Here is a 12,659-nt window from a genome sequence, read left to right on the forward strand (position 1 = left end):
GGTAGTGTGGGAGGTCCCATGTGAGAGTAGGTCATCGCCAAGCTTATATCCCGAAAGCCCGCTAGGTTAATCCAGCGGGCTTTTTTTATGCCTGATCGTTTTTTCTCCTCATCTCCATTACAATCTGTTTTATTTATTCCGAGTGCTCAATCGTGTTACCGTCTCTAAGCGTACTGCAAAATGCTTTACATGAAACTTTTCCAGATCTTGAACTTTACCTGTACGAGTCCTTGGATTCCACCAGTGCTTTTTTAAAAACTCAGGATGTAATGCCCAGTTTGTGCTATTGCCGGTATCAATCAGCAGGCTATGGGCAAAGAGCGGCCAGTTGGCAAAGCGGGCACGAAGATCTTACTTTTAGTCTGTTATTACCATTTAAGGTGGCATTACACGAATTGGATGGTCTGTCACAGCTTGTCGGTGTTAAGGTGGTTGAGTGTTTGAACGCCTATTATGCTCTTGACGCGCGAATCAAGTGGCCTAATGATGTGGTCAAGGCGATGAACAGTGAGTTAGGGGCAGTGCTTTGCAAGCTTGGCGGATTGCTGGTCGAAGTTAGAAAGTACCAATCCGACGGCTGTTGGCTTATTATCGGCATTGGCCTTAATGCCCAAAATGCGATGCACTCATTACCGAGTGAATTGAATAATCCTGATAAGCCCGCGTTGCTCAAATCCGGTTGTGGCTTCAATGATTATGCTCCTGAGCATAATCTTGCCTTCTTATCGAGTCTGATCAGTGAACTGTGTCAATTAGCCGAAACATTCTTACCCGGCTTGTTTGGTCAGCAGATAGACGCATTTAAAAAGCTGGATTATTTTTCTGTCGGTCAGGAGCTATTTGTGTATGATACCGGCACTAGGAAGAAAGGGGTCTATCAGGGTATTGATGCTTCGGGAGAACTGTTAGTAAGCATTGATGGCCTTTTAACCAGATATCGTTCAGGATCAGTCTCAATTAGACCTTGTGAAAGCTATGAATAGAATTTTTATCGATATCGGCAACAGCCGTATCAAATATGCCATTTCAGAAGATGGCCATTATGAATATCTCGGCGCGGAACTTACCGAAGATTTTCTCAGTAATATAGATGAACTGCTATTTGCAGAATTTAACCAGATCGACGAAGTGTATTTTTCGACAGTCGGAAATCAACATATTGTCGAAGAGTTAAAGTCGCTGATCCACGAAGCGTGGCAGTTGATTCCAATTCAGTTGAGTACACAGAAATCCTGTTGTGGACTGCAATCCGGTTACAAGGATTTTCACAAACTGGGCAGTGATCGCTGGATGGCAATGCTTGGCGGTCATTCGATGACACAGATGCCTTATATTGTCGTCGATGCGGGTACCGCTCTAACGGTCGATGCCGTAGTCGACGGTATGCATAAAGGCGGCTTTATCGTGCCAGGCCTGAGAACGATGCGTCATTCTCTGGCGAATGGTGCTGCGCTTCTGGAAATGACTGATGAAGACGACTTGGATGAAGAAGCGGATACCATGCTGGCCAAGGATACCGCCGGCGGGATTCTTGCCGGTACCCTTTATATGTCGGCGTCCTTTATCAATCATCTGATTTCCGATCTGAATCATCAGGTGGGTACTCAGTTTAAAGTGCTGCTTACCGGTGGCGATGCAGTGCAGCTTGCATCTCTTTTGGACTGTCGTTTTGCCTATGTTCCGGATCTGGTTTTGCTTGGCATGGTGCACATGGTAGAGTCGGTAAAAAATCGCTAATTTTTTGCAAAAAAATAATTGACACCATCGGCTTTGCCTTTATAATACGCACCATCTCGCCGACATAGCACAATTGGTAGTGCAACTGATTTGTAATCAGTAGGTTGGGGGTTCAAGTCCCTCTGTCGGCACCATTATTCTAAACCCCGTGTATAACCCTAATACACGGGGTTTTTTGTTTGCATGTAGCATTTACCTTTTCTTTATCTCTGTAAATTAACGTTCAGCAGGTTTTATTATGACGCCTTGCGGCGTTTCCGATAATGGCAGCTTGTCAGCGTTATGATTTTGTTGATAAAACTTGCTTTGAATTGTACTGAAAACGAGTGAACTGCTATAATGCCCAGGTTTAAATATTAGAAAAGCGGAAGACCGGATGGAACAACAATCAAGTTATACCAAAGAAGAACTATTGGCCTGCGGCCGTGGTGAACTTTTTGGCCCGGGCAATGCTCAGTTGCCTTTGCCGCCGATGTTAATGTTTGATCGTATCACTCATATTTCTGAAGAGGGTGGTGCTTACGGCAAAGGACAGATTAAAGCGGAACTAGATATCAGCAAAGATCTTTGGTTCTTCGAGTGCCATTTCAACGAAGACCCTGTTATGCCAGGCTGTCTTGGTTTGGATGCAATGTGGCAGTTGATTGGTTTCTATCTTGGATGGACCGGTGGTCCGGGCCGCGGTCGCGCACTGGGTTCTGGTGAAGTGAAATTTTACGGTCAGGTATTGCCGACGGCCAAGAAAGTTGAGTACGTAATTGACATGAAGCGCGTTATTAAACGCAAGCTCTATATGGGCTTGGCTGACGCTAAGCTTTTTGTCGATGGCCGCGAGATCTATAGTGCAGCGGACCTTAAAGTTGGATTATTTACGAATACGGATGCATTTTAAGTTATGAGAAGAGTCGTCATTACCGGGATTGGGATTGTTTCGAGTTTAGGAAACAATAAAGAAGAAGTTACAAATTCTTTGAAAAACGGTCAATCAGGGATTGTCTTTGCTCCTGAATATGCTGAAAACGGTCTTCGTTCTCAGGTGCATGGCGCAGTCAAAAACTTAGATTTTAAAGATCATATCGACCGTAAACAGTTGCGCTTTATGGGCGATGCGGCTGCTTACTCTTACATTGCGATGCAGCAGGCGGTTGAAGATTCCGGTCTGACCGAAGAGCAGGTTTCCAACCCGCGTACCGGTCTGATCGCCGGTTCCGGTGGCGGATCCAACTCGAACTCTACCGGTGCGGTTGAAACTGCTCGTGAAAAAGGTGTTCGCCGTATCGGGCCTTATATGGTTACCCGTACAATGGGCTCTACGGTTTCCGCTTGTCTGGCAACGCCTTTCAAGATCAAAGGGCTTAACTATTCAATCAGTTCTGCCTGTTCCACTTCTGCGCACTGTATCGGTAACGCTGTTGAACAGATCCAACTGGGTAAACAGGATGTCGTCTTTGCCGGCGGTGGTGAAGAATTGCACTGGACTATGTCTGTTCTGTTCGACGCTATGGGCGCGCTTTCGACCAAATACAACGATACGCCTGAAAAATCTTCCCGTGCCTATGATGCGGACCGTGACGGTTTTGTTATCGCCGGCGGTGGCGGTATGGTCGTTGTGGAAGAGTTGGAGCATGCCTTGGCGCGTGGCGCGAAGATCTATGCAGAAATCACCGGTTACGGTGCCAACTCTGACGGTTACGACATGGTTGCACCGTCTGGTGAAGGTGCGGTACGCTGCATGCAGATGGCACTGGAAGGTGTTGAAGGACCTGTCGATTATATCAACCCGCACGGAACTTCGACTCCGGTAGGTGACACTAAAGAAGCCGCGGCTATCCGTGAAGTTTTCGGAGATGCAGTTCCTAAGATCAGTTCGACCAAGTCGATGTCCGGACACTCTTTGGGTGCGGCTGGGGTGCACGAGTTTATCTATAGCCTGTGCATGCTGGAAAACGACTTCATTGCACCGTCGATCAATATCGAAACCTTGGACCCTGAGTGCGAAGGTATGCCGATTGTCACCGAACGTATCGATAATGCCGGCCTTAACCGAATGATGAGCAACAGCTTTGGTTTCGGTGGAACCAATGCGAGCTTGGTCTTTGAAAAGTATAAAGGCTGAGATTCCCCGTCTTTTCCTTAGTCAGTAATACGCGGTAAATCGCGCATAAAAAAACCGAGGTTATCCTCGGTTTTTTTATGTCTGACGTTTATCGTTTTAGTGTTTGTCGCTTTAGCGGCACTGGCGATATTGGCTTTTATACAGACGTGAACGGTTGGCGACTTTTTTGGCGATAGGCGGCAACCAATTCTTTTGCAGATAGGTACGTCGTTTATAACCGGTATGCCCTTCATGATAGGCCAGATAAAGCTTGAACGGGTCATCCCGAGAAATCCCTAGACGCTTATAGGATTGGTAGTTGTACCAACCGATAAAATCCAAGGCATCGTCGATATCGTTGCGTTTCGCACTCCATTTACCGGTAGACTTCTGATAGTCGTACCAGGCTTCATCGGTTGCTTGCGCATAACCGTAGGCGCTGGAAGCTCTGCCTATCGGGATGCCAAGGAAATATTCCATTTTGGGTTTGGCATGGGACTTGAAAGTCGATTCCTGATGTATGAAGGCCAGCTGAACCCATGGTGGAGTCCCCCAACGGCGATAAGAATCCTGCGCAGCATCAAACCAGTCGTCATCGTAATAGAAGATCGAGCAGATGTTGTCCAGAGATTTCTTCGGCGGCGGCCCGCTGCTACAGCCGGATATCAACGCGGCCAGTGTGGCCAGTTGAACGCTTAACCATAAGGATTTAGTGACTTTCATTGTTTTGCCCATAGTCGAATGTCATGCGTTGGAATACGCGTTGCTGTCCGTCCAATACTTCAATATGCCACCGTCCCTGGCGACTGCTGCTCATGAGCTGTGTGCTGGTAAGCGAATGCTCTCCTGCGCTCAATTCATAAGACTGCTTCTGTATCTCTAATCCATTATAACGCCATACCAGAAACAGAGTGCCTGCACTATTCAAGCGGACTTGCGTATGGAATGCAAGTTTTCTCAAGTACTTAGGAAGCAACGCTATCGAGTTTGCACTATCTGTCTGCAGGTCGAGAGGGATGTTTTCTGTGTCGGCGACAAGGCGGGGTTGGGCGATTTCTACTTCCAGATTTGCTGTCAATGGCGCCAAGGGCGTTTTGCGCGCTTCCTGCTGTGCATACAGACGTTGTTGATCACTGATATCGCGACGCTGTTCATCGGAAAGCAGGGTGATTGTCTCGGAGTGCGTCTGCGCAATAGCAGAAGAAGGGACCGGAGTTTCAGGTTCTGCGGCGACTTGGGGGTTCTGTTCATGGGCTTGTTTGAGCATTACACCGGCCGTAGCCAAGCCGCCAAGTACCATGATAATCAGCCAGGCGATGCGGTAGCGCCAGTCAGGTTTGTTTAACAACTCCTGCTGGCGAACCATGTCGTCTTGTGCGGCTTGCCAACCTTCAACAAAATATTCGCGCATCCGACCGTCGTGGCGAATGTCGTGCGGCATCTGCGCATGACCTTTTCCGGCCAGGGCAAGGCGATAGCCGGTTTTATAAGCGCGTTGATAGTCCGGATTGTCGGTATCCGCAATCGCCATAATTACTTCTGATCAAAGAGGGCTTCGGTAAAGTCCTTGCTGTCGAACGGGCGCAGGTCGTCGATTTTTTCGCCGACACCGATAAAACGGATCGGAATGTGCGACTGTTCCGCCAAGGCGTAGACAATCCCGCCCTTGGCAGTTCCGTCCAGTTTGGTCAATGTGATCCCGGAAACCTGAACCGCTTCGTGGAATTGTTTGGTTTGGTTAAGTGCATTCTGTCCGGTCCCTGCGTCGATTACCAGCATGACTTCGTGCGGAGCGGTGGCGTCAACTTTACCGATAACGCGCTTCACTTTTTTCAACTCTTCCATCAGGTTGGATTGTGTATGCAAGCGTCCGGCGGTATCGGCAATCAACACATCGATGTTTTTTGCTTTGGCAGACTGAACGGCGTCAAAGATAACCGCAGCCGAATCGGCGCCGGTTTTCTGTGCGATAACCGGGACATTGTTGCGTTCGCCCCAGGTCTGCAACTGTTCGACCGCCGCTGCGCGGAATGTATCTCCGGCCGCCAGCATGACTGATTTGCCTTCCATCTGGAATTTCTTGGCGAGCTTACCGATGGTAGTCGTCTTGCCGACCCCGTTAATACCGACCATCAGAATGATATAAGGGCCGTCGTTGGCTTTCAGGAAATCGTCGATCTCCAGCGGACGGCTCATAGGATCAATGATTTCCTGCAATTGTGTTTTTAGCGCGTCAATCAGTGCCTGTGGATCTTTAAGTTCCTTGCGCGAAACCTGATCGGTCAGATTCTGGATAATACGGTCGGTGGCATCGATTCCGACATCTGCAGTGAGCAAGATCATCTCCAGATCGTCGAGCAGATCCGCGTCGATTTCTTTTTTGCCGAGAATCAGGCTGCTCAGGCTATCGGTAAAGCTTTTACGTGTTTTGCTCAAACCGTCCTTGAGGCGGGCAAAGAGCCCTTTTTTCTTTTGCGGTTCCTCGGCAGCAGCGGTCGCTGCTTGAGTCGGTTGCTTTGGCTCTGTCTCTGGCGTATTTTCGGGGATTGTCGTTTCCGCAAGCGATTCGTCAGGCTTCGTTTCTGCCGCAAGAACCGTTTCGGCAGAAGGGGATTCCGTCTTTTGTACTACTTCCGCCGCTTCTTCTCGTATTGCATCGGATGCCGCCGGGGCTTCTTCTTGGATTTCTTCTCGAGTTTGTTCAGGGGCGGGCTGAGCCTCTTCCGCCGGAATTTCGTTTAGCGCATTACTATCGTTATTTTCTTCGGTTTCGTGTGTTTGTTTCTTTTTGCGGAAAAAGCTAAACATTGAGTTGTTCCTGTTTCAGGGTTTATTAAGACTTGAAATCGTAAGGCGGCTTTATTATAAAGCAAAACACAATGAAATCCTGCATGCCGCGAGCGATAAGCGCTTGCCGGTGAAGCAAAATCGAATCGAAGGGAGTATTTCAGGAATGAAGGGCATACAGAGATTGGGCCAACAGCTGGTTTTGTTGGTTGCTTTCGGGATTGTGAGTGGTTCGGCACTGGCCTCGATCAGCGAATATCAGCTGAAAAACGGCATGCGTGTGGTGGTCAAGGAGGATCACCGGGCGCCGGTTGTGGTGCATCAGGTCTGGTATAAGGTTGGATCGAATTACGAGCCGAATGGCGTTACCGGAATTTCTCATATGCTGGAACATATGATGTTCAAAGGCACGAAAACTTTGCGGCCGGGTGAATTTTCCAAGCGGGTCGCGCAGCTCGGCGGTGAAGAGAATGCATTCACTTCGACTGATTACACGGCATATTATCAGGCCGTCGGCAAGCAGCACCTCGAGGAGGTCATGCGTCTCGAAGCGGATCGCATGCGGCATATTGTTATTACCGATGACGAATTTAAGAAAGAGCGCGATGTCGTTACTGAGGAACGCCGCTGGCGGGTAGAAGATAAACCGGCCGGAAAACTTTACGAACAATTCAAAGCGGCGGCGTTTGTCAGCAGCCCTGCACGTCAACCGACGATCGGCTGGATGCAGGATATCCGTCATTACACAGCCGAGGATGCGCGTCAGTGGTACCGGCAGTGGTACGCGCCGAATAATGCCACTCTGGTCGTAGTCGGAGACGTTGATCCGCAATCCGTTTATCAGTTGGCGAAAAAGTACTATGGCGCCTATGAGCCGGAAGAGATTGTGGCGCCTAAACCGCAGCGAGAATTTAAACAGGAAGGCGAGCGCCGGATCACCCTGCGGGGCGCAACCAAACTGCCCCAGTTGTTGATCGGTTTTCACGCTCCGACCCTGGTGACGGCACAAAGCGACGCAGAAAAAGCCGAAGTTTATGCGTTGAGTGTTTTAAGCGATATTCTCTCCGGTGACGACTCGGCGCGTTTCAGCAAAAATTTGATTCGCGGCAGTAAAGTTGTCGCCAGTGCCGGAAGCAATTTTGATGCGACCGATCGTTTGCAGACGCTGTTTATTCTTAACGCTACACCGAATGAAGGCAAAACGCCGCAAGAGGCCGAGCAAGAGTTGTGGGCGGAAATCAAAAAGCTCCAGCAGCAGCCGATCTCTCAGGATGAACTTGATCGCGTATTGGCGCAGTCCGAAGCGCAGTATATCTATCATCAGGACTCTATTCAGTCGCAGGCGATTATTCTCGGTTCCTTGCTGAGCGTCGGTCTTCCGCCCGATACGCTGGATAACTGGGTGGAGAATCTGCGTCGGGTCACACCGCAGATGATTCAGGCGGTCGCCCGCAAGTATTTCTCGCCGGAGCAACAAACCGTCGCGGTTCTTGTCCCGAATGGAGAGGAGGCGACCGGGCCTGTAACCGGTGCTCTGCCAGGAAAAGGAGTTCATTAATGTTGCAATCAACTTATCGAATCTTGATTACCTTTGTTTTGTTTGTCGTTTCCCTGAACGCGTCGGCGGAGGTTGAAATTCACTCCTGGATGACTGATCGAGGGAGTAAGGTTATGTATGTTCATTCCGCTGAATTGCCGATGCTGGATATTGAGGTGACTTTTGATGCCGGCGCGATTCGCGACGGCGATGCCTGGGGATTGGCCTCTTTTACCGCTGATCTGATCGGAACTGCAACCGACAAGCAGAATGAGGATCAGATTGCCGACCGTTTCAATCGCATCGGTGCACAGTTCGGCGGCGGCGCGGGCCGTGATAATGCCAGTTTTAATTTGCGTACTTTGACTCGCGATGCCGTTATGCAGGAGGCGTTTGAGCAGTATGTCGATGTATTGAGTCAGGCGCAGTTCAAGCCGGAGATTATTGAACGCGAGCGCAAACGTCTGCTGTTAGGGATCAAGCAGAAGTCGATGAAACCGCAGTCGGTGTTGAGTGATCAGCTCTGGGAGACGCTTTATCCACAACACCCATACGGCCACCCGGTCAGCGGAACGGAAAAGACCGTCGGTAAACTGACTCAGGCGGAAATCGCGTCTTTCTACCGCCGTTATTACAATGCCAATAATGCTGTTATCGCCATTGTCGGAAACGTTGATCGCCATCAGGCGCAAGCAATGGCGGACGAGATTTCACAATCCTTGCCGCAGGGCGATAAACCGGCGCCCTTGGCGAAACCGGTTGCGGTGAAAGAAGCCAAAGAGGTTAAAACGGAATTTCCGTCTTCGCAGACCTATTATGCTTTAGCTCAGATCGGAATCGAGCGCGGCAATAAGGACTATATTCCTCTGTTTGTCGGTAATCATCTTTTCGGGGGCAGTGGTTTCGGCTCTTATCTGATGGAAGAGGTGCGTGAAAAGCGTGGGCTGGTTTACAGCGTGTACAGTTATTTTGCGCCGATGAAGCAAAGCGGACCTTTTATGATTGGTCTGTCGACCAAGAATGCCTCCGCCAAAGAAGCCGATGAAGTGGTGCGCCAGACACTGACGGATTTCATGCAGGATTTTTCCGACGAGCGTCTGCAGGCGATCAAGGATAACCTGGTTGGCGGTTTCCCTTTACGTATCGACAGCAACGGCAAGATTCTCGGCTATATTTCCATGATCGGTTTTTACGGATTGCCTCTGGATTATCTTGAGTGGTTCCCGAACCAGGTCGAAAAAGTGACCAAAGTGGATATTCTCTCTGCTTGGAAACGACATATTCAACCGGAAAGAATGCTTAAGTTGATGGTCGGTCAGCCGCAATAAGATCAAGGTTGCGTGTTCAGCCCGCTTGCAGCGGGCTTTTTTATTTCTGCGCTAAAAAAAGAAAGGTTCAGGCGACCGCGCTTTGCGGCGCGGGTTGATCGGTACGCGCTTCCGTGGTGGCATCCGGCATGTAGCGATTACGCTTTTTGGCTTTGATTTTATCGATTTCTACAAAAATGAAGGCGTCGATACAATCGCTGAAAAGGGGGTCGATATTGAAATCGATAAAGCGGCAACCTTTATCTTCGCAGAGTTCGGCGTATTGCTTGAACAGAGTCGGCAGCTTGACGCCCTCCAGTGCAAGCAAGGCATTAAGCTTTTTCAGGCTGCTGCTGTAGTCGCCGCTGAATTCCTGTTCGGCAATCGCCTGACTTGCCGGGCTGATGTTAAACGGCTGTCTGGCGGTGGCTAAAGACTGGAAATCGCCAAACTGTTGCAGGTAGAATCCGGCAATCAATTCTTTGGCGGTTTGCGGATAGGCGTTGGAAAGGCTTACCGGGCCGAACATGTATTTTATGTCCGGATGCTTCTGCAGATAGGCGCCAATACCGAACCAGAGATAATCAAGACTGCGCTTGCCCCAATATTTAGGCTGTACGAAACTGCGCCCCAGTTCCAGCGCCTGCGGCAACTGTTGCTGTAACCGCTCATTAAATTCGAACAGGCTGGTACAGTAGATTTCGGCACCGGTTTTATTACGTTTCTGGGATTCCAGATAGTTTCTACCCAGACGGTAGGCTCCGACAATTTCCCACTCTTCCTCATCCCATAGGACAAGGTGCTGGTACAGGGCGTCGTAATGATCCAGATCGATGGTTTTTCCGGTTCCTTCTTCGACGGTGCGGAAGGTCAGTTCACGTAAGCGTCCGATTTCATGCATGACCGGTGAATTGGCGTCGTAATCAAACAGATAGATTTTTTTGCGATCCTGAGTTTCCCCCAGCAGTTGGCCGTCAATGATCGACTGGCGCAGCGCTTTACGGTCAATCGGGTGCGCAATGGTTTCCATGGTTGGCAGGAAGGGCTTCTTTTTGAGCTTTTTCGGTTTACCCAGGCGGTACAGATGTTTACGGAAGGCGTTGGCCAGGCGTTTCCCTTGAATCTCGGATGCAGACAGTGTTTTTGAACTGATCGCTTTACCGATATGAAACTCGATCTGCTGAGCCTTTTTATTGAACATTTCCTGAACCAGCATCAGTGTTCCAAGCGGCTTATACAGCGTTGATAGACTGTAGAATAGGGCAGAGTTGCGGGCATCGATAAAGATCGGCAGGACGGGCGTCTGGCTTTTGCGGGCAAGTTTCAAGAAGCCGCTTTTCCACGGGCCGTCCTTGACGCCGTTTGGTCTGATCCGCGAGACTTCGCCGGCGGGAAAGATAATCACCGCCTGCTCGTTTTCCAGAGCGTGCAACATCGCTTTAAAAGCGGCTTTATGACTGTTTCCGTTAAGATTGTCGAGCGGCAGGAAAAGATCTTTCAGCGGCTGGATATTGGCCAGCAGGTCGTTGGCGACAATACGCACGTCGGGACGCACCGAGCGCACAAGTTTTAACAATGCCAGTCCGTCCAGTGAGCCGATCGGGTGATTGGCGACAATAATAACTTTGCCGTCGGCCGGAATACGGTTGAGTTGCGCATGGTTGACCTGATAGCTGAACTCAAAGTGCTCCAGAACCTGATCCAGAAAAGCGAAGCCGCGCAAATGCCGGTTGGTTTCGATAAACTGGTTGATCTCGTCTTCGTGCAGCAGCTTTTTGAGCATTTTGACGATAAGCGGATAAGCCGGTTTGGAGGAAAGGTTCGGCCATTTTTCCGCAATGGCTTGTTCGATATGTAGCATGATCTTCTCGCACAGTAACAGTCATTTTAGTCAGCGAGATTGTCCCTCCTGAAGGTGAAGACGGTATGAAGGCGGTATGAAGCTTAAATGACAGTCCGCCGTAGCTCCCGGATTTCATCGGAAAAGACCTTGAATCGGTTTGCAATCGGTTTTTGGACTGCTTGACGAAGCCGTTTTGGGGCTGGTGCGAGAGCGATAAAACTGTAAAAATAGGTTGCGGATCCGTTTGGAAGAGGCCAAACTGCTGCCGCAGGAATTCCGGCTAATGGCTGTGAAAAAAGACCTTTCTCGAGTTATATGCGATTTCGGGAGCGAAACGGTATCCGCTGGAATAAACAGGAGCGATTATGAAAATAGATCTGGATGCACTTAAGCTTGAGCAGTTGTCTATCCTGCTGGCAGTGGTCGAGCATGGCAGTTTTGCGGCCGTTGCGCAGAAACGAAATATCAGTGCCTCATCCATTTCGCGCACCATTCAGGGATTGGAAAAGCAGCTTGGTTTTCCTCTGTTCGAACGCAGCACCCGGCATCTGCAGTTAACCGAAGCGGGGGCGATCTATTGCGAGTCGATTCTGCCGGGGATTGAGATGATCCGTACCGCGCAGGCCAAGGCATTGGACAGCCAGAATACGGTACAGGGAACTTTAAAAGTTACGCTGCCTCCGGGATTCGGTGAGGTTAAAGTGGTGCCGCTGTTAAAAAAGTTCCGCAAGTTGCATCCACAGCTTAAACTCGAATTACTGATTACCGGCGAATGTCTGGATTTCAATAAAGACAGGATTGATGTCGCGGTTCGTGTCGGGGGGCAGATCAGTTCGGATTTTACCGTGGTGCCGCTGACGACGGTTAAATTGTATTTATGCGCTTCGCCGGAATTTCTGGAGCAATATCCGGTGAACTCGTTGGAAGATGTACAGAATGTTCCGGCGCTGCACTTTCTGGATTACGATACCTGGTTTTTCCGCAATCTGTACGAAGAAGATGCTGAAAGAGTCGAGCTGCCGATTCAGCGCACAATCTATGCTTCGAATGTCAGTGCGGTGGGCAAAATGTGTATTGAAGGAATGGGGATCGCCCTGGTTCCGAACTGGTTGATCAACGAAGACTTGCGCAGCGGAAATCTGGTACGTCTTTTGCCCGATTATGAGATCGGCGTGAACGAGTTTTCCTATAAGGTCAGCCTGATCTATCAGGGCAGAGGTTATCTGCCGATGAAAACCCGGGTATTTGCCGAATTTCTGGAGCGTGAATTGAGTGAATTGAATTACTTTCAGGCGCTTGACTAAGCGTCAAGGTTGTAACGGTTGTCGTAAACCGGAGTATGGATAAAGGATA

At 49.6% G+C, this 12,659-nt stretch carries 11 protein-coding genes and 1 tRNA gene; 8 read left to right on the top strand and 4 right to left on the bottom strand.

The annotated features are described in order from the left end of the window. Positions 1–152: 152 nt before the first annotated feature. From J3999_RS10995 to fabB, 5 genes are all read left to right on the top strand, one after another. Positions 153–983: a biotin--[acetyl-CoA-carboxylase] ligase gene (locus J3999_RS10995; protein WP_208127949.1), complete on the top strand. Its 831-nt coding sequence runs from the start codon at positions 153–155 to the stop codon at positions 981–983. Next, complete coding sequence (locus tag J3999_RS11000) at positions 976–1,737, top strand: type III pantothenate kinase (protein ID WP_208127950.1); 762 nt, start codon at positions 976–978, stop codon at positions 1,735–1,737. The genes J3999_RS10995 and J3999_RS11000 overlap by 8 nt, the downstream gene beginning before the upstream one ends. Positions 1,738–1,795: 58 nt before the next feature. Continuing rightward, positions 1,796–1,871: transfer RNA gene (locus J3999_RS11005), tRNA-Thr, on the top strand. Between the two features lie 242 nt (positions 1,872–2,113). After that, the gene (fabA, locus tag J3999_RS11010; protein WP_208127951.1) at positions 2,114–2,629 is read left to right on the top strand and encodes a 3-hydroxyacyl-[acyl-carrier-protein] dehydratase FabA; all 516 of its coding nucleotides are present in this window, start codon (positions 2,114–2,116) and stop codon (positions 2,627–2,629) included. 3 nt (positions 2,630–2,632) lie between these two features. Continuing rightward, entirely contained in the window at positions 2,633–3,853 is a 1,221-nt protein-coding gene (fabB, locus tag J3999_RS11015; RefSeq protein WP_208127952.1) for a beta-ketoacyl-ACP synthase I, read from the top strand. A 111-nt stretch (positions 3,854–3,964) separates the two neighbouring features. Here fabB and J3999_RS11020 read toward each other — a convergent pair whose 3' ends face one another. Genes J3999_RS11020 through ftsY form a run of 3 tightly spaced genes read right to left on the bottom strand, consistent with a single transcriptional unit; the run spans position 3,965 to position 6,640 of the window. Further along, a complete protein-coding gene (locus tag J3999_RS11020; RefSeq protein ID WP_173283946.1) occupies positions 3,965–4,555 on the bottom strand; it encodes a hypothetical protein in 591 nt (196 codons plus the stop codon). After that, positions 4,542–5,363 carry a DUF2914 domain-containing protein gene (locus tag J3999_RS11025; RefSeq protein WP_173283947.1) on the bottom strand — a complete coding sequence of 274 codons (822 nt, stop codon included), beginning with the start codon at positions 5,361–5,363 and terminating at the stop codon, positions 4,542–4,544. Before J3999_RS11025 ends, J3999_RS11020 begins: the two co-directional genes overlap by 14 nt. A gap of 2 nt (positions 5,364–5,365) precedes the next feature. Next, positions 5,366–6,640 carry a signal recognition particle-docking protein FtsY gene (ftsY, locus tag J3999_RS11030; protein WP_208127953.1) on the bottom strand — a complete coding sequence of 425 codons (1,275 nt, stop codon included), beginning with the start codon at positions 6,638–6,640 and terminating at the stop codon, positions 5,366–5,368. Positions 6,641–6,785: 145 nt separating this feature from the next. Between ftsY and J3999_RS11035 the strand changes: the two genes are divergently transcribed. Both J3999_RS11035 and J3999_RS11040 read left to right on the top strand, forming a co-directional pair. Continuing rightward, a complete protein-coding gene (locus J3999_RS11035; protein WP_208127954.1) occupies positions 6,786–8,177 on the top strand; it encodes a pitrilysin family protein in 1,392 nt (463 codons plus the stop codon). Further along, a complete protein-coding gene (locus tag J3999_RS11040; protein ID WP_208127955.1) occupies positions 8,177–9,484 on the top strand; it encodes a pitrilysin family protein in 1,308 nt (435 codons plus the stop codon). The genes J3999_RS11035 and J3999_RS11040 overlap by 1 nt, the downstream gene beginning before the upstream one ends. 67 nt (positions 9,485–9,551) lie before the next feature. Here the strand turns inward: J3999_RS11040 and J3999_RS11045 are convergent, their stop codons facing one another. Next, entirely contained in the window at positions 9,552–11,324 is a 1,773-nt protein-coding gene (locus J3999_RS11045; protein WP_208127956.1) for a GNAT family N-acyltransferase, read from the bottom strand. 347 nt (positions 11,325–11,671) lie between these two features. Here J3999_RS11045 and J3999_RS11050 point away from each other — a divergent pair, with 347 nt between their 5' ends. Continuing rightward, positions 11,672–12,610, top strand: a complete 939-nt coding sequence (locus tag J3999_RS11050; RefSeq protein WP_208127957.1) for a LysR family transcriptional regulator — start codon at positions 11,672–11,674, stop codon at positions 12,608–12,610. Positions 12,611–12,659: the final 49 nt, after the last annotated feature.

The sequence above is a fragment of the Thiomicrorhabdus sp. 6S3-12 genome (genome assembly GCF_017571475.1).
Classification (GTDB): Bacteria; Pseudomonadota; Gammaproteobacteria; order Thiomicrospirales; family Thiomicrospiraceae; genus Thiomicrorhabdus.

What these genes read in the sequence shown, in the direction of transcription:
- J3999_RS11000 (WP_208127950.1), top strand. Translation starts at nt 976, where the DNA reads ATGAATAGAATTTTTATCGATATCGGCAACAGCCGTATCAAATATGCC.
- fabA (WP_208127951.1), top strand. Translation starts at nt 2,114, where the DNA reads ATGGAACAACAATCAAGTTATACCAAAGAAGAACTATTGGCCTGCGGC.
- fabB (WP_208127952.1), top strand. Translation starts at nt 2,633, where the DNA reads ATGAGAAGAGTCGTCATTACCGGGATTGGGATTGTTTCGAGTTTAGGA.
- J3999_RS11020 (WP_173283946.1), bottom strand. Translation starts at nt 4,555, where the DNA reads ATGAAAGTCACTAAATCCTTATGGTTAAGCGTTCAACTGGCCACACTG.
- J3999_RS11025 (WP_173283947.1), bottom strand. Translation starts at nt 5,363, where the DNA reads ATGGCGATTGCGGATACCGACAATCCGGACTATCAACGCGCTTATAAA.
- ftsY (WP_208127953.1), bottom strand. Translation starts at nt 6,640, where the DNA reads ATGTTTAGCTTTTTCCGCAAAAAGAAACAAACACACGAAACCGAAGAA.
- J3999_RS11035 (WP_208127954.1), top strand. Translation starts at nt 6,786, where the DNA reads ATGAAGGGCATACAGAGATTGGGCCAACAGCTGGTTTTGTTGGTTGCT.
- J3999_RS11040 (WP_208127955.1), top strand. Translation starts at nt 8,177, where the DNA reads ATGTTGCAATCAACTTATCGAATCTTGATTACCTTTGTTTTGTTTGTC.
- J3999_RS11045 (WP_208127956.1), bottom strand. Translation starts at nt 11,324, where the DNA reads ATGCTACATATCGAACAAGCCATTGCGGAAAAATGGCCGAACCTTTCC.
- J3999_RS11050 (WP_208127957.1), top strand. Translation starts at nt 11,672, where the DNA reads ATGAAAATAGATCTGGATGCACTTAAGCTTGAGCAGTTGTCTATCCTG.